Below are 23,887 nucleotides of genomic sequence, written 5' to 3'. Positions count from 1 at the left end.
GCGGTGGCGACAGATGCCTCCGGCGGGAGTATTTTCAGCGAAAAGAAAAACGGGGCGGCTGATCACCGATCAATCTCCCCAAACACCACATCCATGGTGCCAATAATTGCGGCAACATCAGCCAACTGATGGCCCTTGGAAATGAAATCCATCGCCTGCAAATGCAAAAACCCCGGCGCGCGGATTTTGGCGCGGTATGGTTTGTTGGAGCCATCGGCAACGAGGTACACGCCAAATTCACCTTTGGGGGCCTCAACCGGGCAGTAGACTTCGCCCGCAGGCACGTGGAAACCTTCGGTATAAAGTTTGAAGTGGTGGATCAGGCTTTCCATGTCGGTCTTCATCGCAGTGCGCGATGGCGGGGTGATCTTGCCCCGCGCCAGCACATCGCCCTGCCCTTCGGGCGCGCGCAACTTCTCAATCGCCTGCTGGATGATGTAGGTCGACTGGCGCATTTCCTCCATCCGGCAGAGGTAACGATCATAACAATCGCCGTTCTTGCCCACCGGAATCTGGAATTCAAATTCGTCGTAACATTCATATGGCTGCGCGCGCCGCAGGTCCCACGCAAGACCAGAGCCGCGCACCATGACGCCACTGAACCCGTAATCCAGAATGTCCTGTTCGGTCACCACGCCGATGTCGGCATTGCGCTGTTTGAAAATCCGGTTTTCAGTCAGCAACCCATCGATATCGACCATGAAACCTTTGAGGAACTGTTCAGCCCATGCCTCAATATCATCGAGCAGGTCCGGCGTCAGGTCCTGATGTACCCCACCTGGGCGGAAATAGGCGGCGTGCAGACGCGCGCCACAGGCACGTTCATAAAACACCATCAACTGCTCACGCTCTTCAAAACCCCAGAGCGGTGGGGTCAGCGCCCCAACGTCCAGCGCTTGCGTGGTCACGTTCAGCAAGTGGTTCAGCACCCGTCCAATTTCACAGAACAACACGCGGATCAGCGAGGCACGGCGCGGCACGGGCGTATTCGTCAGCTTTTCGATCGCCAGACACCAAGCGTGTTCCTGATTCATCGGGGCGACGTAATCAAGCCGGTCAAAATACGGCAGGTTTTGCAGATACGTGCGGCTTTCCATCAGCTTTTCGGTACCACGGTGCAACAGGCCGATGTGAGGGTCGCAGCGTTCTACAATCTCGCCGTCAAGCTCCAGCACCAGCCGCAAAACGCCGTGCGCCGCAGGGTGTTGCGGACCGAAGTTGATGTTGAAGTTGCGGATTTTCTGTTCACCGGTTTGGAAGTCCGTGGAACCGTCGTCATAGGTGTTTGTGCGAATGTCGCCGTCCATCATGATCTCACTTTCACCAACTGTTCGCAAACCGTGTATCCAGTGGTCGATTTAGAAAAGGGCATCGCAGCAAGACGAGCTGTCAGTACTGCAGTCACCACAAAAATTCCGTCAAAAAGCAGTTCCATCACAGCTTCTCCAACTCTTGCAGCTTCATCCCCATCCACCACAGCAGAGCAATCGTGCCGAACGGCACCAGACAGGCCGCGGCCCAGTATTTATTGATGCCAAAGAACGGCAGCAGCTTGACCATCGGGATGGCCGTCAGTGCCGAAAGAATGAGCCACCACATGCCTTCCATTATTTCGCGTCCGCTTTGTCGTCACCCGGCAGGATGTATTCCGCACCTTCCCAAGGGCTCATGAAATCAAACTGGCGGTATTCCTGAACCAGCTTCACCGGCTCATACACCACCCGCTTTTCGACCTCGTCATAACGCACTTCGGTATAGCCGGTGGTCGGAAAATCCTTGCGCAGCGGATAGCCGCGAAAGCCGTAGTCGGTCAGGATGCGGCGCAAATCAGGGTGGCCGGAAAACAGGATACCGAACATGTCAAAGACTTCGCGCTCGAACCAATTGGCCGAGGGGTGTACATCGACCAGCGATGGCACCATATCCTTTTCCCGCACCGCGACACGCAAACGGATGCGGTGGTTCTGGTACATGCTGAGGAAGTGATAGACGACATCAAACCGTTTGGCGCGGCCTGTGTAATCGACCGCTGTGATGTCCACCAGCGTGGAGAACCGGCAGGTGGCATCGCCTTTCAGGAACTCCACCAGTCCGGCGATATTGGTCAGCGTCACGTCCATGTTCAGCTCGCCTTGGGTCACGTCCCAGGCCAGCACACAATCGGGGCGCTTGGCCTCGATATAGGCACCAAGTTCCTGCAGTTGATCGCTCATCGTACAATCGTCCCTGTCCGGCGCATCTTTCGTTGCAATTGCAAGATACCATAGAGCAGCGCTTCGGCCGTGGGCGGGCAGCCCGGCACATAAATATCTACCGGCACAATCCGGTCACAGCCGCGCACCACGGAATAGCTGTAGTGATAATACCCACCACCATTGGCGCAAGACCCCATCGAGATTACATAGCGCGGCTCCGGCATCTGGTCGTATACCTTGCGCAGTGCGGGGGCCATTTTGTTGGTCAGTGTTCCGGCGACAATCATCAGGTCGGATTGACGTGGGCTGGCGCGCGGCGCTGTGCCAAAGCGTTCCAGATCATAGCGTGGCATTGAGGTGTGCATCATCTCAACCGCACAGCAGGCCAGACCGAATGTCATCCAATGCAGCGAACCTGTTCTGGCCCAGTTGATGATGTCGGCGGTCGATGTGACAAGGAAACCCTTGTCCTGCAATTCTGCATTCAGATTCTGCGTGGCTACGTCCCGGTCCATGCTTGCGGTTGCGGGACTATGCGTTTCAGTTACTGCCATTCCAACGCCCCCTTCTTCCATTCATAGGCGAACCCGGCGGTCAGCACCGCAAGGAACACCATCATCGACCAAAAACCAACCATGCTGACCTCTTGAAAGGCCACGGCCCAAGGGAACAAAAACGCAATCTCCAGATCGAAGATGATGAACAGAATCGATACCAGATAGAACCGCACGTCAAATTTCATCCGCGCATCATCAAAGGCGTTGAACCCACATTCATAGGCAGACACTTTTTCAGGGTCCGGATTGCGCACGGCCAGAACCACAGCAGCAAGGATCAAAACGATCCCCAAACCGATGGCAACGGCCAGAAAAACGAGGATTGGCAGGTATTCCCGCAGCATGTCGTCCAAGGGGTGGCTCCTTTAGCGGTGCGTGGTCTTTGATCTTGGGCAAAGACCGGTGCAGAACAGACTTGAAACGGGTTTAACCGTGGCAGTCAGTGGGGTCAACGGGCGCGACGGCGGAAAGCGGGGGCATTTCGGGGTCTCCCCTGCCGATCATGAGGCACATGCGCCAAATCAATCCCTCACCTTGTCCATCCATTTGGCGATCATTGTGTGTTGGACGTTGGCCTGTGCATAGACCCGGTAAAAACCAACCAATTCGCGCACAGGGCCCGAGATGCGGTCAAACCCTGAAATGAACGCGACGATAACGCCAACCTGCGTCTCGCCCATCATCACCATGTATCCACCATAAAGCAGCACTGACAGCGGGCCCAATGAATTGAGCAGGTTGAGAACCGCCTTGAGCACGAACTTGAGCATGTTGAACCGCAATCGGTTCGAAAATATTTTCTTGAGGATCGGCAGATCGCCACCGTCTGGTGTGGCGTCAAGTTCTGACACCTCATCACCAAGCGTGCGCATATAGCCCACATGGCGTTCCACCAGTTTATTGAGATACTTTTGCATAAATGGCGTCACAATGATCTGAGGGACCATGAACCCAACGGCAAAAAGGGCAATTGAGGGTTCGACCACAGCCATATAGCCCAGCACGCCCAGCAGCAGCGCCACATTGGCACAGGATTGCGACAGCCCCTCGCCCACAAAACCGCCCAGTTTGTCCACCTCGGTCCCGATGATGGACACGACCCGCCCGCTGTTTTCGTCGCCATCCTCATCAACGGCATTGCCATAAAGGCCCAAGAGATGCCGGCGGGTGTAAAGGTTGGTGCTTTCGGTCATCCAGACCTGATAGGTGTTCAAGGCAAACTTGACCGCCTGATGCAGGACAATGATGCCAAGATAGTACATGCCAAACTGCAAGAGCAGGGGCACATTCTGGGTCTCGACAACCTCGTTCACGATCCGCCGCTGTAATTCAATCGGCGCGAGGTTCAAAGCCGCAACCACCACGGCCAGCAGGCAGGCCCAAACCTGATGCCAACGCGTCATCCGCCAGACAAAGGCCAACAGCGACGAAACCGCAGCATCGTCGCCGGTTTTTTCGATCTCACGTTCCTTGAAAAAGAAACTCAATAATTTCATCTGATACCAATCAGCGCAAATCAAAAAGGGAAAGCAGTTTACCTTAATTAAACAGCTGATCTAACGATAGCGCTGCCCCGCCAAGCATCAAGCGGCCTGTCGGCGCGCCGCGGCAAAAGAAATCAATCGGCGGCTTTTTTCGTCCCACAGATCAAGGCTGGCGCATTTCAGGCTTTGCATGAATGTCATCCGGCTGCATTCCACCAATTCACGGTGGTCATTGAGGACCTCAGACAACCGATAAAACGGGATACGGCTATAAAGGTGGTGGACGTGGTGGATGCCAATATTGGCTGTGAACCAGCGCAGAATGGGCGGCAGGTCATAGTGCGAACTGCCGTGCAGCGCCGCCTCGTGCAACTGCCATTTCTCGTGATTTTCCCAATGGGTCGTCTCAAACTGGTGCTGTACATAAAACAGCCACACACCCACCGAGGCCGCGATCAATGTTGTCGGCAAAAACACCAGGAAAAGTGCCTGCAGCCCGCCAAAATAGATGATCACAGTCAAAACTGCGGCAATTGCCAGGTTTGTGGCCATCGCGGACACCCAATAACGGCCCTGATTCATCAGACCCAATGGCAACCGGTACTCAAGAATGAAAAGATACGCAGGCCCGATCCCGAACAACACCAGTGGATGGCGGTAGGCGCGGTACAAGAACCGGCCAAAGGCAGTGCGCTGGTGATATTCCTCAACCGTCAGGGTCATGACATCGCCAATGCCGCGCTGATCCAGATCGCCGGCATGGCTGTGGTGAATGGAATGAGTCCGACGCCATACATCATAGGGCGTCAAGGTTATCACGCCCAGCGCCCGACCGATCCAGTCGCTGACATTGCGGTTACCAAAGAAAGACCCATGGCCACAATCGTGCTGGATGCAGAACAAGCGCAACAGAAATCCGCCGTTCAAAGCCGAAAGTAAAAAGGCCCCAAGATAGCTGTACTGCGCAACCCAGCACGCTGCGATCCACAAAACAACGAATGGCACAAGGCTGACTGCCAATTCAAAGCTACTGCGCAAAGTGTTTGGTTCACGGTAACTCGCCAGTATTTTGACCCAATCGCGGGCGGCGGCGGCGGCGGGAGTGTTGTGCGTTATTTCTGCCATGTCCTGCTTCTTTTGGTTTTGCCAACCCGGATAGCCTAATGCAGATACATAGCAAGTGTTAAAGCCGCTTTGACCGAAAAGACATCGATTTTGGGGCCATCTGCCGCGTCATTTGGGTAACTGTTGCAACGGTTAAGTCACCCAGGCGGCCTTGCGTTTGTCGAAAAACGCGCCGATGCCCTCGGCTGCTTCGTCGGTTTCCCACCGTGCGGCCAGGGCCGCGATGGTGTGGGCCACAACCGCATCGTCAATCCGCGGCCCCAATTCCCGGGCCAGTTTTTTGGCCGCGGCCACAGCCCCCGGCGCACAGGAAAGATAGGGCGTGACCTCTGCCTCAATGGCCGCATCCAGTTCTGCCAGCGGAACGGCGCGCGCCAGCAATCCCAGATCAACGGCCTCAGCCGCGCCAAAAAGCCGTGCCGACATGAACACCCGGCGCGCCCGCCCTTCGCCCATCCGGGCCAACACGTATGGCCCGATGGTCGCGGGGATGATCCCCAGCCGGGTTTCGGTGAACCCCATCTTCAGGGTATCAACGCCAATTGCCACGTCGCAGACGCTTGCCATGCCGACGCCACCACCAAACGCATTGCCCTGGACCCGGCCAATCAGCGGCTTTGGCAAGGTATTGAGCGCCCCCAGCATCGCGGCCAGCTTGCCCGCCTCTTTTGACCGGGTTACCGCATCCATACCCGCCTGATCGCGCATCCACCCCAGATCACCACCTGCGCAAAACGACGTGCCCGCCCCGGTCAAGACAACAACCCGCACGGCAGCATCAGCAGCCAGTTGTGCCGCGGCCTGCGTGAGTTCTGCCAACATATTGGCTGACATCGCGTTGTGCTTTTCCGGCCGGTTCAGCGTCAGGGTCGCGACACCGCGCCCATCCACATCCAAGCTGATTGTGTCAAACATTGTCCGCTCCCTGCATTAATTCTGGGGGCAAACCCGGCACCGCGCGCCCGGCTCTTTGCCAATCCTCAAATATCCATACCATCCGGTCGACGAACCAGATCTTGGGCAGCATGGCCAAAGCCGTGCCAAACACCGCCCCTTCCCACCGCAAACCCCAAAGACCCCATGTCATGATGACGATGCCCGGCAACGTGAGCCAGCCCAGCACCAAGGCGGCGCGCTGATGATGGGCAGGCAGCTCTGTCTTGTGCTCAAGGTAAATCCGCTCGCCGTAAACGCCCTTGCTCATCCAGTTATCAATGTTTTTGGGTGGTGCAAAAGCGCGCGGGTTGAACCAGATCCACGCAATCGCCACGACAACCGCAATCACCGCCCCCCAGCCAAGCCACACACGGCTCCAGACTGCCAGACTGAAGAGCGGCAGTCCCGTGGCCATCCGGGTCCAGCCGGACCAAGGGTTCGCATGACGTGCCCAAACGACATCGTTCATGCCCATCAACCGCTCGGCCCAGGCCGCCAATTTCATGCCGTCCGCATCATCTGAGCCATCGCTGCGGCATCATCCAGTACGGATTGGTCAAGGCCCGTCTGATAGCCAAGTGCCGTCAGATGACGGTTCACCGCCTCTGTTGCCACATTGCCTGGCGAACCGGGGGCATATGGACAGCCACCAAGCCCGCCCACGGCAGCGTCAAACACCCGCACGCCCATCGACAGCGACGCATCGATGTTGGCCATCGCACGGCCCTTGGTGTCATGGTAATGCCCGGCCAACCGGCCCGCCGGTACCACGTCGCGCACCGCCAACAACATACGCGCAATGCTGTCTGGAGTGCCTGCGCCAATGGTATCGCCCAGCGATATCTCGTAACATCCCATCGAAAAGAGTTTATCGGCAACCTTTGCCACATCAGCCGGGGCAATCGGGCCATCGTAGGGACATTCAACCACACAAGACACATACCCGCGCACGGGGATATCAACATGTCGCGCTTCTTCGAGTATGGGCGCAAACCGTTCGAGCGATTCCGCGATACTAGCGTTGATGTTCTTTTGGCTGAACCCTTCGGAGGCAGAGCCAAAAACAGCGATCTCATCGGCACCAGCGGCCAGCGCGTCTTCGTACCCCCGCATGTTGGGCGTCAGCGCCGCATAGCGCACGCCTTCCGAGCGGGTGATCTTGGCCAGAACCTGCCCCGATCCTGCCATCTGTGGCACCCATGTCGGACTGACAAAACTGGCGCATTCGATCCGAGAAAAACCAGCCTGCGAAAGGCGATCAATCAGCGCCACCTTCTTGTCTACAGAAATCTCGCGCGCTTCGTTTTGCAGACCGTCCCTTGGACCGACCTCAAAAATCTCACATGGTCCCAAACTCATCGCGTCCCCCTATTTGATCCGGCCCTTTTCGTGACCGTGTATGGACAAACCTTAACCTTGCTTCATTCGACAGGCCAAGGCGGATAAAAGTCTTTTTCGTATATCCCACCGTTTTCAGGCAGCGATTTACCAAAACTCACACGCTCAGTGATCCGATCATACCATTCCGAGACCGCCGGATGCCTGTCCAAAGTCACAAAGTAGCGCGACATGTAAACCGCTTGACCCACAGAGATGTCCGCCGCCGAAAACCCAGAGGTCAGCATGTAGTCGCGGTTTTCAATCGGGGTGCTTAACCGCGCCTCAAGCGCATCATAGCATTTGGCGACCCGCGCTGCCTCCAGCTTCATCACGATGGGGCTGCGCATATGATCCTCGCGCAGCGCAATGTGTTGCTGTGTCAGGGCGGCCGTATGTTGGCTGATGGTCTCGGCGAAATGCACCCAGACCAGCCATGCCATCCGGTCAGGCGCATTGACCGGCCTGCCCAGCCGATCCGGGCTGAACCGTTCACATAAATATTGCGTGATCGCCCCTGTCTCAAACATCCGCTCGCCGTCGATTTCAAGCGCAGGAACCCGGCCCGCTGGCGAGAGGCTGAGGTATTCAGGATCTCGCAGGCTCTTGTCAAAGGCATGCAGTTTGACGTGAAACTCGACATCCAACTCATGCAGCAACCACAAGGTGCGCATTGACCGGGTTTGGGGGCTGTGGTGCAATGTGATCATAGTTTGTCCATCATAGACCTTGTATCCCGGTATTGCGCGGCTGTGCCAACCCCCGACAAGAGTTGCGCGCGATAAAGCCGCGCGGTTTTTGCCAATGCACATATCCGCTGTGCCCTCATGCGGCTGCTGCTTCTTCCGCCTCCAGCCGCACCAGGGCGGCCCCTGCTTCGACTTGATCCCCTGCGGTTGCCAGCACCTCGGCCACCACACCATCGCGTGCCGCCAGCAACGAATGTTCCATCTTCATCGCCTCCAGCACCGCCAGCCTGTCGCCTTTTGCCACAGCCTGACCCACCTTTGCATCAACACTGCGGACCAGACCCGGCATCGGTGCTTCGACCAGATTGCCATCGCCATGCGCGCCAGCGGCCCTTGCCAGCGGATCAATCAGGGAAAAGACCATTCCGTGGTTTTCAAAGATGGTAATGGTCTGACCCGCAACCGCGACCTGCGCCGCCAATTGCCCGTCAATCTGCCACTGGCCGCCAATCCGCTCGGCGGTCACATCCTGATCGCCTAGCGTCCAGATCTGCCTATCCGGTGACAGCACGCGCACTTTGATCACCTGCTCTTGATCCGCCCACGCCAACATCACCTGCCGCCGCAAGGGCCGCCAGAGGGTGAATCCAGTCTCAGGCCCCGTTTCCAACAGCCCAAGGGCCGCCATGCCCGCCAGCGCCACATGGCGTGGCGCGATTTGTGGCACCATGGTAAGCGCGTCAATGTCGCGCGCGATCAGTCCGGTATCGACATCGCCCTGAGCGAACCCTTTATGCCCTGCCAAAGCACCGAGGAATGCCAGATTGGTCACCGTGCCGCCCACCTGACATCCCGCCAGCGCCGACCGCAAACGCGACAGGGCGATCGAACGGTTTGGTCCATGCACCACGATCTTGGCAATCATCGGGTCGTAAAACGGACTGATCGTATCGCCCGCCCGCACGCCACTGTCAGCACGGCTACCCAGGGCAAATTTCAGATGCGTCAGCGTACCGGTGGCAGGCAAGAAACCCTTTGGCACGTCCTCTGCATAAAGCCGCGCCTCAAAGGCATGGCCGGTGATGCTCAATTCGTCCTGGCGTTTGGGCAACCCGCCCCCTGCCGCCACCCGCAACTGCCATTCGACCAAATCGACACCTGTGATCATCTCTGTGACCGGATGTTCAACCTGCAAGCGCGTGTTCATTTCCATGAAAAAGAACCCATCCGCGCTGAGCCCGCCGGACCCATCCACAATGAATTCAACCGTCCCGGCCCCGGCGTACCCAATGGCCTCGGCCGCTTTGACTGCGGCCTGCCCCATCGCCTCGCGCATCGTTGCGGTCATTCCGGGCGCAGGTGCTTCTTCGATCACCTTCTGATGGCGGCGCTGCAGGGAGCAATCGCGCTCAAACAAATGCACGGCCTGAGTGCCATCGCCAAAAACCTGCACCTCAATATGGCGCGGTTTAGTCACAAATTTTTCAACCAGCACATCCGTATTGCCAAAGGCAGTCTTGGCCTCGGACCGGGCTGATGCCAATGCGCTTTGAAATTCCTTGGCCTTTTCGACCAAACGCATCCCCTTGCCGCCACCGCCAGCAACGGCCTTGATCAGCACCGGATAGCCGATCTTGTCTGCTTCCGCCTCCAGCAACGCATCATCCTGATCGGACCCGTGATAGCCCGGCACCACTGGCACGCCTGCCTTGATCATCAACGCCTTGGCCGCGTCCTTGAGGCCCATCGCCCGAATGGCCGACGCCGAGGGCCCGATGAAGGTCAGCCCGGCCTTTTCAACCGCTTCGACAAAATCGGGGTTCTCAGACAAAAACCCATAGCCCGGATGGATCGCCTGCGCGCCCGCATCCAAGGCCGCCTGTATGATCACATCCCCTTGCAGATAGGATTCTGCCGGAGCCGATCCGCCAACATGCACAGCCAAATCTGCCATCTGCACGTGCTTGGCCCGCGCATCAGCGTCCGAATAAACAGCCACACAGCGCACACCCATCGCTTGCGCCGTTTCCATCACCCGACAGGCAATTTCGCCCCGGTTCGCAATCAAAATCGTGTCAAACATCAGCCAAAATCCTCAACCATTTTAAACCGCTCGCACATCAGCTTCATATCCGGTGCAAACACACCAGCACGCCGAAAATACGCCTCATATCCTTTGCGCCAATGCTCAAGATCGCGAAACTCGCCTTGGGCGGCGACAAATTCGGCATCCATTTCATCAAAACGCCGCGTTTGTACCTCTACCGTTTCGGTCATGACCGCTGGCGTACCATCCCAATTGAGCGCAATGTCCCGACGTCCCACCTCGGGCCATGCATCGCCACCATCGCCGTAAACGGACGCCGCATCGCAGGTCGCCGTTTTGTGACCACTGCGCACCAAAGCCAGAATCTGGGCGCACAGCTCGGGCCCATCGCCAAACCGAAAGGTTTCCGCGTCCGGGTTGGCATCTATGATCTGCTGCAACGTTTTTGTCATGTTCCATCCTTACATTCTGAAAATGCCGAATTTCGTCTCTTCGATTGGCGCGTTCAGCGCCGCAGACAGGCTCAGAAACAGCACGTCCCGGCTCTTGCGCGGATCAATAACGCCATCGTCCCAAAGCCGCGCAGACGCATAAAGCGGGTGCGATTGTTCTTCGAACATATCAACTGTGGGCTGCTTGAACTTGGCCTCATCCTCGGCGCTCCACGTCTCGCCCGCCCGCTCAATCGCGTCCCGTTTCACCGTGGCCAACACACCCGCCGCCTGCGGTCCGCCCATGACTGAGATGCGTGAATTGGGCCATGTCCACAAGAACCGAGGGCTATAGGCGCGTCCGGCCATGCCATAGTTGCCAGCGCCAAAAGAACCGCCCACCAGCATGGTAATTTTTGGCACATTGGTGCAGGCCACCGCCGTCACCATCTTGGCTCCATGCCGCGCAATGCCTTCGTTTTCATACTTTCGCCCAACCATGAATCCGGTGATGTTTTGCAAGAAAACCAAAGGGATACCGCGTGCTGAGCAAAGTTCGACAAAATGCGCGCCCTTTTGCGCGGATTCCGAAAACAGCACACCGTTGTTGGCGATGATCCCGATGGGACATCCCTTGAGATGCGCAAATCCGGTCACCAATGTCTCGCCAAAACGCGGCTTGAATTCGTCAAAGCGTGATCCATCCACCGTGCGCGCGATCACTTCTCGGATGTCATAGGGCGTGCGCAGATCGCCGGGCACAACGCCCAAAACCTCATCCGGGTCATAGGCGGGGTCCTCGGGCGTTTCCCATTGAACTGTCGCGGGTTTGGCACGGTTCAGAGACGCCACCGCCCGCCGCGCCAAGGCCAACGCATGGGCGTCATCCTCGGCCAGATAATCCGCAACCCCCGAAAGGCGCGTATGCACATCGCCGCCGCCCAGATCCTCAGCCGTCACAACCTCGCCCGTCGCGGCCTTGACCAAGGGCGGTCCGGCCAAAAAGATCGTGCCTTGTTCCTTTACGATGATCGTCACATCCGACATTGCAGGCACATAGGCCCCGCCAGCGGTACAGGACCCCATCACCACGGCAATCTGTGGAATGCCCTTGGCGCTCATCCGGGCCTGATTGTAAAAGATCCGACCAAAGTGGTCACGGTCCGGGAACACTTCATCCTGATTGGGCAGGTTCGCACCACCTGAATCCACCAGATAAAGACACGGCAGATTGTTCTGTTCGGCAATCTCTTGGGCACGCAGGTGTTTTTTGACCGTCATCGGATAATACGTGCCGCCTTTCACCGTGGCGTCATTACACACCACCATGACCTCAAGCCCGTGCACCCGACCAATGCCCGCAATCACACCCGCACAAGGGGCCGCCCCGCCATACAGCCCATGCGCCGCCGTCGCCCCGACCTCCAAGAACGGCGACCCCGGATCAAGCAAGTTCGCGACACGCTCACGCGGCAACATCTTGCCCCGACTTTCATGGCGCGCACGTGATTTTTCACCACCGCCAAAGGCTGCGGCCTCAGCCGCTTGGCGCACGGTTTCAAGGGCCTCGAGGTGTGAGGTTTGGTTTGCCTTGAAAGCCTCAGAGGATGGGAGAGCTTGGGATATGAGTTTCATTGGATAGCCTCTAATTTTCAAATACGGGTGGCATCAACGGGCCTGCACGTGGGTTTCGTTCCAGCCTCACGATACGGTAGGACAGGAACCTGCCGATCACATAACTTACAGGTGCCGCAACACAAACGGCCAAGATGATCAGCGGCAGTCTGCCACTATAGGGATCGTTGCCGCTTTGAATTTGCTCGATGCTACGCAGAATTTCCTCTGTGTTCATACCATTCCACGATGGCGGTCCTGCGAGGGCGGACTGGTGCAAAGCCCAGTTCATAATTGCATAGAAAATCGCGCAGGCTATGCCCCAGCAAAAAACTTCCAACTTAACCATCGTTCCCTTAGGGACACACAAGTCCATCTTACAACTATAGCAGCGGACTTTCCCCAGTTCCGGCTCCTTGTACATCTTAAAGTAGTTCCCGTAACTTTTAACGAAGAACGGCCAAATTCGGTTGATCCAAAGCAACTTGCGCACATGCCAGTATTCCTGCCGTGATTTGCAATTGGGGCAACGGAAACCTGCAGCAGAGTTGATAAGGCTGGTCATGCCGCACCCTCCGCCAAAGCCATCGCCTTCAATTCCTTCCGAATAACTTTCCCCGTCACGGTCATCGGCAAGGCCTCAAGAAACGCAACTTCCCTTGGGTATGAATAGCTTGCCAGCCGTTCCTTCACCCAATTCTGCAATTCCCGCGCCCCGACATCCGATCCTGCCTTACGCACCACATAGGCCTTTACCACCTCGGTCCTCAATGCATCAGGTTTGCCCACGACCCCAACCGTAGCGACCCCGGGATGCATCATCAGGCAATCCTCAATCTCAGCCGGGCCAATGCGGTATCCGGCGGACGTAATCACATCATCCTCGCGCCCGACAAAGCGCAGGTACTCGCCCTCCCACAGACCCCGATCCCCGGTGATCAACCAGTCACCGCGAAACTTGGCTGCCGTTTCATCGGGCCTATTCCAATAGCCCAGCATCATTGACGCGGACCCTCGCCGCACAGCCACATCCCCTTCGTCCAGCGTTGGCCGACCTGCTTCATCAACCACCGCGACATCATGCCCCGGCACCGCCTTGCCGATACAACCCGCCTTTGCGGGGAAATCAGCGCCACAACTGCTCGCCACCATGTTGCATTCTGTCTGGCCATAGAATTCATTGATATCTAAACCGAATGCGTTTCGGCCCCAGTTCAGCATCTCTGCGCCCAAGGGTTCCCCGCCACTGGCAACAGACCGCAAACCGGGCAGCGACACGTTCGCGGCCCTGAGCATCCGCAGCGCCGTCGGAGGGAAAAACACATTCCGCACATCCCCGCACGCGATCACATCTGCGCAGCCCTCTGGCGAAAATTTCGCCATCCGCGCCGCGACCACCGGCACGCCCAGCGCCAATCCCGGCATCAACACATCAAAGAGCCCGCCAATCCACGCCCAATCCGCCGGAGTCCAAAGGCAATCACCGGCTTGGCCCAAATGATCATGGCTCAGGGCCACCCCCGGCAAATGCCCCGTCAGCACGCGGTGGCCGTGCAACGCCCCCTTGGGGCTGCCAGTGGTCCCAGAAGTATAGATCAGCACCGCAGGGTCGTCCGGGCCCGTGTCGGCAAAGGCAATCGGATCACCTTTGACACCAGCCTGCTCCACCAGCCACGATTCCGCTAGATTGCCCAGCAATGCGGCCCCCTCTTCATCGGTCAGAACCAGTGCCACACCCGCGTCACCGCACCGCGACGACAGGGCATCACGCTTGAAAAGCTTGAACAAAGGCGCTGAAATCGCACCAATTTTCCAGATTGCCAGATGGGCAGCGGCGCACCACGGTGACTGCGACAGCAACACACCAACCCGGTCCCCGGGGTGTACCCTATGCACAAGCGCGCGCGCCAGATCGTCGGTCATTTGTTCCAGCGCACCAATGGTCACATCGCGCCGCGTCTCTCCGGTCAGATCAACAACAGCCAAAGCATCGGCAGGATGAGCCAAACACTGTGCGGCCATGTTCAGCCGCGCCGGAATGTCCCATTGTCCGTTCTGATCCAAGCCCGGCAGCATTATCCGGTCACCTGTCCGTTGCGGCCAGCGCAAGCGCCTGCTGCCCGGTCAGTTCCAGCCAGCAGGCCACAGTCGCCGGGCCGCCTCCGGTGCCACCGCCCCATTTGCTGCGTTCATAATCGCAGGATGCGTCGCGAAACGTGATCCATGCGCGTTGCATGGCGCGCAAAGCGGTGGCCTGTGAGGGAACGGTCGCCCCGATATCACGCATCTCGGCGTCAATTTGTTTGGCTTCGGCCATCCGCAACTGATAGTTCTGGTTCAGCATCCGGTCCCAAAGCTGCCATTCGGCGTCGAGACACCCGCCTATGCCCACGGTTGTCCCACCCAATTCTGTGTTTATACAGGCCGACGATGACAGGCCGATACAGGCTTTTTGCGCGTCGGGATTGGCGGCATATTGCAGGCATTGCAGGGTTTGCACATCTGAATAGGGCAAATCCTGCGCCAAAGCGGGGCTGGCCAACAGGGCGGCGATGACAGCAAAACCTTTCACCCCATCGCCCCCATCATCTCGCGGCCCACCAACATGCGGCGGATCTCAGACGTGCCGGCCCCGATCTCCATCAACTTGGCATCGCGGAAAATACGGCCCACCGGGTTGTCAGACAAATACCCTGCCCCGCCCATCGCCTGCACAGCCTGATGCGCCTGCACCATTGCTTGCTCTGACGCGTAAAGGCAGCAGGCCGCCGCATCCTGACGTGTCACATCGCCCCGGTCACAAGCCTTGGCAACCTCATAGACATAGGCGCGTGCCGAATTCATCGCGGTGTACATATCGGCCATCTTGCCCTGCATCAGTTGGAAACTGCCAACCGGCTGACCAAACTGCTTGCGCTCTGCCATATAGGGCATGATTTCATCCAGGCAGGCCGCCATGATACCAAGGCCGATGCCCGCCAAGACGACTCGTTCATAATCAAGGCCAGACATAAGCACACGCACGCCCTTGCCCTCTTCGCCCAGCACATTTTCAAACGGCACTTCGCAATCGTCAAAGATCAGCTCCGCGGTGTTCGAACCGCGCATGCCCAGCTTGTCAAAGTGGTTGCTGGTACTGAAGCCCTTCATCGACTTTTCGATCAGAAATGCGGTGATGCCTTTTGATCCGGCATCCATATCTGTCTTTGCATAGACCACCAGCGTTTCGGCGTCCGGGCCATTGGTGATCCAGTATTTATTGCCGGATAGCCGAAAATGATCGTTTCGCTTTTCGGCGCGCAATTTCATGCTGACCACATCGCTGCCCGCACTTGTTTCAGACATCGCCAATGCGCCCACATGTTCGCCCGAGCATAATTTGGGCAGATACTTTGCCTTTTGCTCTGCCGTGCCATTCAGCTTGATCTGATTTACGCAAAGGTTTGAATGTGCGCCATATGACAAAGAGACCGACGCCGAAGCCCGCGCGATTTCCTCAACCGCAACGGTGTGCGCGACATACCCAAGTCCTGATCCGCCAAATTCTTCGTCAACGGTCATGCCAAGAAGGCCCAGTTCACCCATTTCCGTCCAAAGTTCAGCGGGAAATTCATTTTTGCTGTCGATGTCGGCGGCCATCGGCTTGACCCGCTCCTGCGCCCAGCGGTGCACCATCTCGCGCAGCGCGTTAACATCTTCACCCAGATCAAACTGCATGCTGGCGTTGAACATTGACTTCCCCCAAATTTATTGAACGCTTGTTCATTACTTACGCAACAAGCCGTTTTCCGTCAAGCATTTTGCTCCATACGGAACCGCAAGCGCTGTGTCGTCGTTAGCCCTGCGAAGACGATAACATGATTTAGCAAAGAGAGCAGAAAATGACCGATACATTGAAAGAGAAATTCTGGGACCGCCTTGAAGACACCCGCACGGGCATGATGGCCGCAGATGGCGCACGCGCCGTACCGATGAGCCACTATGTCGTTGAAGACGCAAAAGAACCGGTGATCTGGTTTATCACGGCAAAAGGCACCGATCTTGCCAAGGCGGCAACAACGGGTGCAGCAGGAGAATACATCATATCCAGCAATGACGAGGCGCTTTACGCCCGCATTGAAGGTCATGTCAGCGTCTCAACCGATGCCGCAAAGCTGGATGAAATTTGGAACGGGATCGCGGCCGCGTGGTTTGAGGGTGGCAAACAGGATGATGATGTTCAATTGATCCGCTTTGATCTGACCGAGGCCGAAGTCTGGGCAACCGGTGGCAGCCTCAGGTTTCTTTATGAAGTCGCCAAGGCCCATCTCACCGACAGCAAACCTGACATGGGCGACCATGGCACCATCCATTTCAAAGCGGCTTGATTTGAAACGTCTCAATCCCTCTCCGATTTCGGAGGGGGATTATTCTTGCGACTGATAGACTGCGCTCACCTCTGCCCGGATGATCCGGGCGATCAACGCGCAGTCCTCAAGACTGAATGTCAGCGGCACACGCATGTCCACGATCCCGGCCAAAATCGCATCGCTTGCTGGCATCCGGGGTGCATCGACATACCGCCATGAATCGTAGCGGCTGGTAAAGCCAACCGGCTCGGCTCCGCCGAACCATTTCAATTCGACCCCGCGTGCGGCACAGCGTTTCAATACCTCGCGCACGGCGTCCTCGGCCCAGTCTTTCAGCAAGAACTGAATGGACGAGCCAACGATCACCTCTTGCGCGGGGCGGTCAATGACCGTCAGGCCCGGCGTGTCGCGCAGTCCTTTTTCAATTTCATAATACCGCGCATTCCAGCGCGTACGTTGCGCATCAAGTTTACGCAACTGCGGACGCAGGATCGCCGCGCGCAGATTGTCCATGCGTCCGGATATATTGGGGGTTTCATACCGTATGGTCTCAAACGCCTCTTTCCGAGGACCCGCCGCGTGGCGTTCATAAAGCATGTAGGATCCCGACAGGATGATCGCCCGCGCCGCAACCTCGGCGTCATTGGTCACAAACAAGCCGCCCTCGCCGGAATTTACATGCTTATAGGTCTGGCAGGAATAGCACCCGATCTTGCCTTGGGTGCCTGATGCCACGCCGTTCCATGAGGCACCCATCGTATGCGCGCAATCCTCAATCACTGTGACACCTGCCGCATCACAAATCGCCATCAACGCGTCCATATCTGCCAGATGGCCCCGCATGTGGCTGAGCAGCAGCACATCCGCCTGGTCCGCCTTGGCAGCCAGATCATCGAGATCAATCACCAATTGGTCCGTCACCCCGACAAACACAGGCACGGCCCCCACGGCGGCAATGGCCCCCGGCACCGGGGCAAGGGTGAACGTATTCGTCAGCACCTTATCACCGGGCTTAACGCCAACGGCGCGCAAGGCGGTTGCCATGGCATAGCCCCCAGATGCCACCGCAAGGCAATACTTCGCACCAACCTGGGCGGCAAACTCCTGCTCCAACAGCGCGGTTTCGGCCACCTCTCCTGGTGCCGTGTTATAGCGATGCAATCGTCCATGCCGCATCACGGCAATCGCCGCCTCAATCCCGTCTTCGGGAATGGCTTCCTGCTGGGTAAAACTTCCCTTGAATATCTCACTCATGCCACAGCCTTTCCCATTAACCGTTCTACGATGCCGTGCAGGTCTGCATAATCGTCCAGCAGCGCCTCTGGCTCAAGTGCGGCCATATCACCACCAGCCGGACCGAATGTCACCAGAACACAAGGCACGCCCGCGGCCCGTGCGGTTTTGCGGTCGGTGTCCGTGTCACCGATCAAAATACAGCGGGCCGGATCGCCGCCCGCACGCCGCGCGGTTTCAAACAAATGTTCCGGGTCAGGTTTGCGCACCGGCAATGTGTCAGCACCAAGCATCGCCCCAAAGGCATCCCGCACACCCAAACGTGTCAGCAGTAAATCCGCCAGCCTTTCGGGCTTGTTGGTGCAGATTGCCACCCGGTACCCGCCCCCTCTCAGTGCCGCAACCGCATCCATCGCACCGGGGTAAAGCACCGTATGGGTGTCGATGTCGGCCGCATAAGCCTCAAGCAATACTGGATAATACTGGTCAATCGTGGCCGCATCATCAGCGCGCCCCAACCGCTGCATCCCTAAGGTCAGCATCGCACGGCCACCGCGCAGGGCGGTTCCCGCATCAGCGGCTGCATCCAGCATATCACCGGCCCCCATGTCGCGAAAACACACATTGGCAGCAGCGATCAGATCACCACTGGTGTCCGCCAGCGTGCCATCAAGATCAAAAACAACAGTTTTCATGGGTCATCCCCTATTGGCGGTTCCCCGCCGCTTGTGCTCTGCGTGATGTTGCAACCCGCAATCTTGTTTGAACGCCCCGCCCTTGCGCCTTTTTGCGAACCGCGTAAAGAGAATGCAAGAGAAGACCATAAAGAGACTGATAATGAAAACCGCACTGATCATCCTTGCCGCTGGCAAAGGTACACGGATGAATTCGGACCTGCCCAAAGTACTGCACCCCATTGCCCATGCGCCGATGCTGGAGCATGCGATGGCGTCGGGTGCCGTGCTGGACCCGGCGCGCATCGTTGTGGTGGCGGGTCATGGTGCCGATCTGGTGCGCAAGGCGGCACTGGATTTTCATGAAGGTGCTGAAATCGTTGAACAGGTCGAACAGCTGGGCACCGCCCATGCCGTCGCACAGGCCAAAGATGCCTTGGCCGGGTTTGATGGTATGGCTTTGGTTTTGTACGGCGATACCCCGTTTGTGCAGCCTCAAACACTTGAGAAAATGCAGACCGCCCTTGGCAGCCATGACCTTGTGGTACTGGGGTTTGAGGCGGCTGACCCTGACCGTTATGGCCGCTTGATCCTTCAGGGCGAAACGCTGCAGCGGATTGTTGAATTCAAGGACGCGAACGAAGATGAACGCGCCATCACCCTGTGCAACAGCGGCGTGATCGCATGTAAAGCAGAACTGCTGTTCGATCTGATCGACGCGGTGGGCAATGACAACGCATCGGACGAGTACTATCTGACCGACATCATCGGGATCGCCAATGAACGCGGGCTGTCAGCAACTGCCGTCACCTGTGATGAGGCTGAGACCATGGGGATCAATTCACGTGCCGACCTCGCCCGGGCCGATGCCGCCTTTCAGGCGCGTGCCCGTTCGACACTGATGGCAGATGGCGTGACCCTCATGGCACCCGATACGGTCTATCTGGCGCGCGATACGGTGATTGGTCGCGATACGACCATTGAACCCAACGTCGTTTTCGGCCCCGGTGTGACCGTCGAATCCGGTGCAACGATCCGCGCCTTCTCACATCTCGAAGGCTGTCATGTGTCGCGCGGCGGCATCATCGGGCCCTACGCCCGCCTGCGCCCCGGTGCAGAATTGGCCGAAGATGTCCGCGTCGGCAACTTTGTCGAGATCAAGAATGCGCAGATCGCCGAAGGGGCAAAAATCAATCACCTGAGCTATATTGGTGACGCCACAATCGGCACCAAATCCAACATTGGTGCAGGCACAATCACCTGTAATTATGATGGCGTGATGAAGCATCACACCCACATCGGTGACCGGGTATTCATCGGATCCAACACCATGTTGGTCGCCCCTGTTTCAATCGGCGACGATGCCCTCACAGGATCGGGGTCTGTGATCACCTCTGACGTGGAAGCGGGGGCCTTGGCCCTGTCGCGCGCGCCACAAATTGAAAAACCTGGCCGGGCGCGGAAAATGTTCGAAATGTTAAAGGCCAAGAAAGCCAAAGCACAGCGGAGCAGCTAAAAATGTGTGGAATTGTTGGGGTATTGGGTAACCACGAAGCAGCGCCTATTCTGGTTGAGGCGCTCAAACGCCTTGAATATCGCGGCTACGATAGCGCGGGCATCGCAACGGTGAATGCCGGAAAACTGGCGCGCCGCCGCGCGGTGGGCAAGCTTGTGAATCTCAGCGATCTGCTGGTCCATGAACCACTGGCAGGCAAGTCCGGCATCGGCCACACCCGGTGGGCGACCCACGGCGCACCGACCGTGACCAATGCGCACCCCCATCAGGCCGGTGGCGTGGCGGTTGTCCACAATGGCATCATCGAGAATTTCCGCGAATTACGCGCCGAGCTGGCCGAACACGGTGTGAAATTTGTCACGGAAACCGACACCGAAACCATTGCCCTACTGACCCAGCACTACATCTCCCAAGGTGACAGCCCAATCGAAGCCGCGTCAAAAACCCTTGCCCGGCTTGAGGGGGCCTTTGCACTCGCCTTTCTTTTTGAGGGCCACGACGATCTGATGATAGCCGCACGCAAGGGATCACCTTTGGCAATCGGCTATGGCAACGGCGAAATGTTCGTTGGCAGCGATGCGATTGCGCTTTCGCCGCTCACCGACAGGATCAGCTATCTTGAGGAAGGCGACAGTGCGGTCATCACCCGCACATCCGTCGAAATCAGGGATGCCAATGGTACGCTGGCCAATCGGGCCATCAAGACCATTCAAATTGACGCCACCCGCATCGACAAAGACGGTCACAAACATTTCATGGCCAAAGAAATCGCCGAACAGCCCGCTGTGATCGGACAGGCTTTGGCGCATTACCTCGGTGGGGATGGCGCGATCAACCTGCCCGGCAAGGGCATTGATTTCACCACCGTTGACCGCATTACAATGGTGGCCTGTGGCACCGCGTCCTATGCCTGCCTGACAGCGAAATACTGGTTCGAACAGATTGCCCGCCTGCCCGTTGAGGTCGATGTGGCATCTGAGTTCCGCTATCGTGAACCCCCTATCCCGCCCCGCACCATGGCACTGTTTGTCAGCCAATCGGGAGAAACCGCTGATACACTGGCTGCACTGCGCTACTGCGAAGGCAAGGCCAGCAGCATCACATCGGTGATCAACGTGCCCGAATCCTCGATCGCACGCGAAAGCGATCTGGCGCTGCCGATCTATGCCGGGGTCGAAGTGGGCGTGGCCTCGACCAAAGCGTTCACCTGCCAGTTGACGGTGCTGTTCATGTTGGTGCTCAAGGCGGCCCGTGACCGAGGGGTGCTGGACGAAGACGCGATCGCCGATCACATCAGTGCCCTGCGCGGATTGCCCTCGGTGATCAACGCCAGCCTTGCACAAAGCGACGCCATGCGCGCGGCGGCGCGCAAGCTTGCCTCGGCCCGCGACGTGCTGTTTCTGGGGCGTGGCCAGATGTATCCTCTGGCCCATGAGGGCGCGTTAAAATTGAAAGAAATCAGCTATATACACGCCGAAGCTTATGCGTCTGGCGAGTTGAAACATGGCCCAATTGCCTTGGTGGATGAAAACGTGCCGGTAGTGGTGATGGCACCACGCGATGCGCTTTTTGATAAGACGGTCAGCAACATGCAGGAAGTCATGGCGCGCAAAGGCAAAGTGATCCTGATCTCAGACGCCAATGGCCTGGCCGAGGCCAGCGAAGGCGTTTGGGCCAGCATTGAAATGCCACCGATTGCCGACGCTCTGGCCCCGATCCTGTACGCAATCCCTGCGCAGTTGCTGGCCTATCACACGGCGGTGGCCAAAGGCACCGATGTGGATCAGCCTCGCAACCTCGCCAAGTCAGTGACGGTGGAATAATGGCAAAGCAATTCGACAAGATCAGCGATGATCACGCGGCATTCATCGCCGCACAGCACATGTTTTTCTGCGGCACTGCTGCTGCGGATGGCCGGGTGAACGTCTCGCCCAAAGGCATGGACAGCCTGCGCGTGCTGGGTCCCAACCGGATCATCTGGCGCAATCTGACCGGGTCGGGAAATGAAACCGCGGGTCATCTGGCACAGGTCAACCGCATGACATTGATGTGGTGTGGATTTGAAAAACGCCCGATGATCCTGCGCGCTTATGGCACGGCGCGGACATTGCATCCGCGGGATGCAGATTTTGCCGAATTGAACACGCGTTTCCCGCCCTCAGACGGGGCCCGTCAGATATACGACCTGTCAGTTGATCTGGTGCAATCAAGCTGCGGCTTTGCGGTGCCATTCTTTGATCATGCAGGATCCCGCGACACACTTGAACACTGGACAAATGACCGTGGCCCGGACGGTATCGCAACCTACTGGGAAACACGCAATCAACAAACAATTGACGGCCTGCCCACCCACATTGTGGCCGATGCAAATGATTGAGCGTTGTATCGATCAACTCGTCATGCTTGGCGATCCTGCCCGCGCACAAGACATGCGTCGCTATCACAAGGCGGATCGCTTTTACCTGGGGCTTTCCAACCCGCAGATTAACGATCTGACACAAAGCTGGCGCAGTGAACTGGATGCCCCGGCCCGTGTCGCCCTGGCCGACGCTTTATGGAAAACAGATGTCTACGAGGCACGCCTTGCCGCCGCCAAACTGCTCACCCAGGCACGCATTCGGCCCGACGATGGCCCGGCATGGGATCTCATTGCATCCTGGACACCTGACTTTGACAGCTGGGCCATCGCCGATCACGCCGCGATGGCCGGACAAAAACGTCTGGTGGCGGACCCCAGCCGCCTTGACCAAGTGGAAAAATGGGTCGCCTCTGATCACATGTGGACCCGCCGTGCGGCCATGGTCAGCACGCTGCCCTGGACCAAGCAGAACCACCCAAAACCGGAGGATCTGATCATCCGTGACCGCGTCTTGGGCTGGGCCGCAACCCTCGTCCCGGATCGCAATTGGTTCATTCAAAAGGCCATCGGCTGGTGGCTGCGTGAACTCAGCAAACATGATCCGGACCGCACAAGGGCGTTCATTGCCGACTATGGTCCGCGGATGAAGCCCTTTGCCGCAAAAGAAGCCATGCGGTTGCTGAACAAGAGCTAGCCGCCCCGTCCCAATTTCTTTTCGCCAAAATACTCACGGGGGAATCGCGGCTTGCCGCGATGGGGGCTGGCCCCCGTCGTCGCATCAGCCTTCCAGCGCAACCTCAACTTCAGTCAAATCGGTCAGCGACGCATCAATCAATCGGAGTGCCGCCAAAGACATACGGCTGCCAGCGGTGGCAGGCCCGTCAATCGGGATCAGCGTCACCAGAGACGATTTGCCATTGGCAAGGTTGGTCACACGACCCTGCGCCTCAGCTTTAACCAGCGGTGTCTTTAACCATAATCCGGGTTCTGTCGGACTGCCCAGCGAGGCAATTGTTTTCCCAAGCGCCTTTGTCGGTGCCGTTGCCGGGGCCGTCGCTGCGGCACGTTGTTCAGGGGTCGTGGTATCCAAAGCCTCGGCTGTCTTGGCGGCGGCGGGCGGGCGTGGCGCGGCTGTTGCAGGGGTCAAAGCCGCTTCGGACACTGGCGCATCAGCAGACAACGCAGTGTCTGGGGCATTCGCACCACGTCCAATCCCCAGGCGCGCCGCCATATCACCGCAGCCCGCGATGCCGACCACCAAAAGACCAATGATAAAAATACGTGTCATTTCCAAACCCTAT

26 protein-coding genes are annotated in these 23,887 nt (G+C 57.8%); 5 read left to right on the top strand and 21 right to left on the bottom strand.

Annotated elements, in window-relative coordinates; genetic code table 11:
• Window positions 1-62: 62 nt before the first annotated feature.
• The 18 genes from ACEWL3_RS05045 to ACEWL3_RS04960 form a co-directional block, all read right to left on the bottom strand.
• A complete protein-coding gene (locus ACEWL3_RS05045) occupies window positions 63-1,310 on the bottom strand; it encodes an NADH-quinone oxidoreductase subunit D (RefSeq protein WP_386179822.1) in 1,248 nt (415 codons plus the stop codon).
• A gap of 124 nt (window positions 1,311-1,434) precedes the next feature.
• The gene (locus ACEWL3_RS05040) at window positions 1,435-1,608 is read right to left on the bottom strand and encodes a hypothetical protein (RefSeq protein ID WP_386179819.1); all 174 of its coding nucleotides are present in this window, start codon (window positions 1,606-1,608) and stop codon (window positions 1,435-1,437) included.
• The gene (locus ACEWL3_RS05035) at window positions 1,608-2,213 is read right to left on the bottom strand and encodes an NADH-quinone oxidoreductase subunit C (RefSeq protein ID WP_386179816.1); all 606 of its coding nucleotides are present in this window, start codon (window positions 2,211-2,213) and stop codon (window positions 1,608-1,610) included. Before ACEWL3_RS05035 ends, ACEWL3_RS05040 begins: the two co-directional genes overlap by 1 nt.
• On the bottom strand, window positions 2,210-2,749 hold the full coding sequence (locus ACEWL3_RS05030; protein ID WP_386179813.1) for a NuoB/complex I 20 kDa subunit family protein: 540 nt from the start codon (window positions 2,747-2,749) through the stop codon (window positions 2,210-2,212). The genes ACEWL3_RS05035 and ACEWL3_RS05030 overlap by 4 nt, the downstream gene beginning before the upstream one ends.
• A complete protein-coding gene (locus ACEWL3_RS05025) occupies window positions 2,740-3,105 on the bottom strand; it encodes an NADH-quinone oxidoreductase subunit A (RefSeq protein ID WP_114879043.1) in 366 nt (121 codons plus the stop codon). Before ACEWL3_RS05025 ends, ACEWL3_RS05030 begins: the two co-directional genes overlap by 10 nt.
• Before the next feature lie 168 nt (window positions 3,106-3,273).
• Complete coding sequence (locus ACEWL3_RS05020; RefSeq protein ID WP_386179809.1) at window positions 3,274-4,248, bottom strand: ABC transporter transmembrane domain-containing protein; 975 nt, start codon at window positions 4,246-4,248, stop codon at window positions 3,274-3,276.
• An 87-nt stretch (window positions 4,249-4,335) separates the two neighbouring features.
• Window positions 4,336-5,361, bottom strand: a complete 1,026-nt coding sequence (locus ACEWL3_RS05015; RefSeq protein ID WP_386179807.1) for a fatty acid desaturase — start codon at window positions 5,359-5,361, stop codon at window positions 4,336-4,338.
• A gap of 132 nt (window positions 5,362-5,493) precedes the next feature.
• Window positions 5,494-6,276, bottom strand: coding sequence for a crotonase/enoyl-CoA hydratase family protein (locus ACEWL3_RS05010; RefSeq protein ID WP_386179804.1), 783 nt, complete (start codon window positions 6,274-6,276; stop codon window positions 5,494-5,496).
• Window positions 6,269-6,802: a DUF6653 family protein gene (locus tag ACEWL3_RS05005; RefSeq protein ID WP_386179801.1), complete on the bottom strand. Its 534-nt coding sequence runs from the start codon at window positions 6,800-6,802 to the stop codon at window positions 6,269-6,271. The genes ACEWL3_RS05010 and ACEWL3_RS05005 overlap by 8 nt, the downstream gene beginning before the upstream one ends.
• Window positions 6,799-7,656 (bottom strand): hydroxymethylglutaryl-CoA lyase, encoded by an 858-nt coding sequence (locus ACEWL3_RS05000; protein WP_386179798.1) that lies wholly within the window; start codon window positions 7,654-7,656, stop codon window positions 6,799-6,801. Before ACEWL3_RS05000 ends, ACEWL3_RS05005 begins: the two co-directional genes overlap by 4 nt.
• A 62-nt stretch (window positions 7,657-7,718) precedes the next feature.
• Window positions 7,719-8,384, bottom strand: a complete 666-nt coding sequence (locus ACEWL3_RS04995) for a glutathione S-transferase family protein (RefSeq protein ID WP_386179795.1) — start codon at window positions 8,382-8,384, stop codon at window positions 7,719-7,721.
• Window positions 8,385-8,499: 115 nt separating this feature from the next.
• Window positions 8,500-10,446: an acetyl/propionyl/methylcrotonyl-CoA carboxylase subunit alpha gene (locus ACEWL3_RS04990; protein ID WP_386179792.1), complete on the bottom strand. Its 1,947-nt coding sequence runs from the start codon at window positions 10,444-10,446 to the stop codon at window positions 8,500-8,502.
• Window positions 10,446-10,862 carry an ASCH domain-containing protein gene (locus ACEWL3_RS04985; protein ID WP_386179789.1) on the bottom strand — a complete coding sequence of 139 codons (417 nt, stop codon included), beginning with the start codon at window positions 10,860-10,862 and terminating at the stop codon, window positions 10,446-10,448. Before ACEWL3_RS04985 ends, ACEWL3_RS04990 begins: the two co-directional genes overlap by 1 nt.
• Before the next feature lie 9 nt (window positions 10,863-10,871).
• The gene (locus ACEWL3_RS04980) at window positions 10,872-12,476 is read right to left on the bottom strand and encodes a carboxyl transferase domain-containing protein (RefSeq protein ID WP_386179786.1); all 1,605 of its coding nucleotides are present in this window, start codon (window positions 12,474-12,476) and stop codon (window positions 10,872-10,874) included.
• A 10-nt stretch (window positions 12,477-12,486) separates the two neighbouring features.
• A complete protein-coding gene (locus ACEWL3_RS04975; RefSeq protein ID WP_386179783.1) occupies window positions 12,487-13,020 on the bottom strand; it encodes a hypothetical protein in 534 nt (177 codons plus the stop codon).
• Window positions 13,017-14,531, bottom strand: a complete 1,515-nt coding sequence (locus tag ACEWL3_RS04970; protein ID WP_386179780.1) for an AMP-binding protein — start codon at window positions 14,529-14,531, stop codon at window positions 13,017-13,019. The genes ACEWL3_RS04975 and ACEWL3_RS04970 overlap by 4 nt, the downstream gene beginning before the upstream one ends.
• A gap of 7 nt (window positions 14,532-14,538) precedes the next feature.
• The gene (locus tag ACEWL3_RS04965; protein WP_386179777.1) at window positions 14,539-15,027 is read right to left on the bottom strand and encodes a lysozyme inhibitor LprI family protein; all 489 of its coding nucleotides are present in this window, start codon (window positions 15,025-15,027) and stop codon (window positions 14,539-14,541) included.
• Window positions 15,024-16,187, bottom strand: coding sequence for an isovaleryl-CoA dehydrogenase (locus tag ACEWL3_RS04960; RefSeq protein ID WP_114879055.1), 1,164 nt, complete (start codon window positions 16,185-16,187; stop codon window positions 15,024-15,026). The genes ACEWL3_RS04965 and ACEWL3_RS04960 overlap by 4 nt, the downstream gene beginning before the upstream one ends.
• Window positions 16,188-16,336: 149 nt before the next feature.
• Here ACEWL3_RS04960 and ACEWL3_RS04955 point away from each other — a divergent pair, with 149 nt between their 5' ends.
• A complete protein-coding gene (locus tag ACEWL3_RS04955) occupies window positions 16,337-16,822 on the top strand; it encodes a pyridoxamine 5'-phosphate oxidase family protein (protein ID WP_386179774.1) in 486 nt (161 codons plus the stop codon).
• 39 nt (window positions 16,823-16,861) lie between these two features.
• Here the strand turns inward: ACEWL3_RS04955 and ACEWL3_RS04950 are convergent, their stop codons facing one another.
• Both ACEWL3_RS04950 and ACEWL3_RS04945 read right to left on the bottom strand, forming a co-directional pair.
• Window positions 16,862-18,058, bottom strand: a complete 1,197-nt coding sequence (locus tag ACEWL3_RS04950) for a DegT/DnrJ/EryC1/StrS family aminotransferase (RefSeq protein ID WP_386179772.1) — start codon at window positions 18,056-18,058, stop codon at window positions 16,862-16,864.
• The gene (locus tag ACEWL3_RS04945) at window positions 18,055-18,732 is read right to left on the bottom strand and encodes an HAD-IA family hydrolase (protein ID WP_386179769.1); all 678 of its coding nucleotides are present in this window, start codon (window positions 18,730-18,732) and stop codon (window positions 18,055-18,057) included. The genes ACEWL3_RS04950 and ACEWL3_RS04945 overlap by 4 nt, the downstream gene beginning before the upstream one ends.
• Before the next feature lie 142 nt (window positions 18,733-18,874).
• Here ACEWL3_RS04945 and glmU point away from each other — a divergent pair, with 142 nt between their 5' ends.
• From glmU to ACEWL3_RS04925, 4 genes are read left to right on the top strand one after another with little or no spacing between them, the layout of a single operon-like run.
• Window positions 18,875-20,227, top strand: a complete 1,353-nt coding sequence (gene glmU, locus ACEWL3_RS04940) for a bifunctional UDP-N-acetylglucosamine diphosphorylase/glucosamine-1-phosphate N-acetyltransferase GlmU (protein WP_386179766.1) — start codon at window positions 18,875-18,877, stop codon at window positions 20,225-20,227.
• A 2-nt stretch (window positions 20,228-20,229) separates the two neighbouring features.
• Window positions 20,230-22,050 (top strand): glutamine--fructose-6-phosphate transaminase (isomerizing), encoded by a 1,821-nt coding sequence (glmS, locus tag ACEWL3_RS04935; RefSeq protein ID WP_386179763.1) that lies wholly within the window; start codon window positions 20,230-20,232, stop codon window positions 22,048-22,050.
• A complete protein-coding gene (locus tag ACEWL3_RS04930; protein WP_386179761.1) occupies window positions 22,050-22,604 on the top strand; it encodes a pyridoxamine 5'-phosphate oxidase family protein in 555 nt (184 codons plus the stop codon). The genes glmS and ACEWL3_RS04930 overlap by 1 nt, the downstream gene beginning before the upstream one ends.
• A complete protein-coding gene (locus tag ACEWL3_RS04925) occupies window positions 22,597-23,280 on the top strand; it encodes a DNA alkylation repair protein (RefSeq protein WP_386179758.1) in 684 nt (227 codons plus the stop codon). Before ACEWL3_RS04930 ends, ACEWL3_RS04925 begins: the two co-directional genes overlap by 8 nt.
• Before the next feature lie 84 nt (window positions 23,281-23,364).
• Here ACEWL3_RS04925 and ACEWL3_RS04920 read toward each other — a convergent pair whose 3' ends face one another.
• On the bottom strand, window positions 23,365-23,874 hold the full coding sequence (locus ACEWL3_RS04920; protein ID WP_386179755.1) for a hypothetical protein: 510 nt from the start codon (window positions 23,872-23,874) through the stop codon (window positions 23,365-23,367).
• Window positions 23,875-23,887: the final 13 nt, after the last annotated feature.

Source organism: Sulfitobacter sediminivivens (assembly GCF_042611115.2).
Taxonomy (GTDB): Bacteria; Pseudomonadota; Alphaproteobacteria; order Rhodobacterales; family Rhodobacteraceae; genus Sulfitobacter; species Sulfitobacter sediminivivens.
Note: the sequence above shows the minus strand (reverse complement) of the source record. Positions and strands in the feature narration are given on the sequence as shown.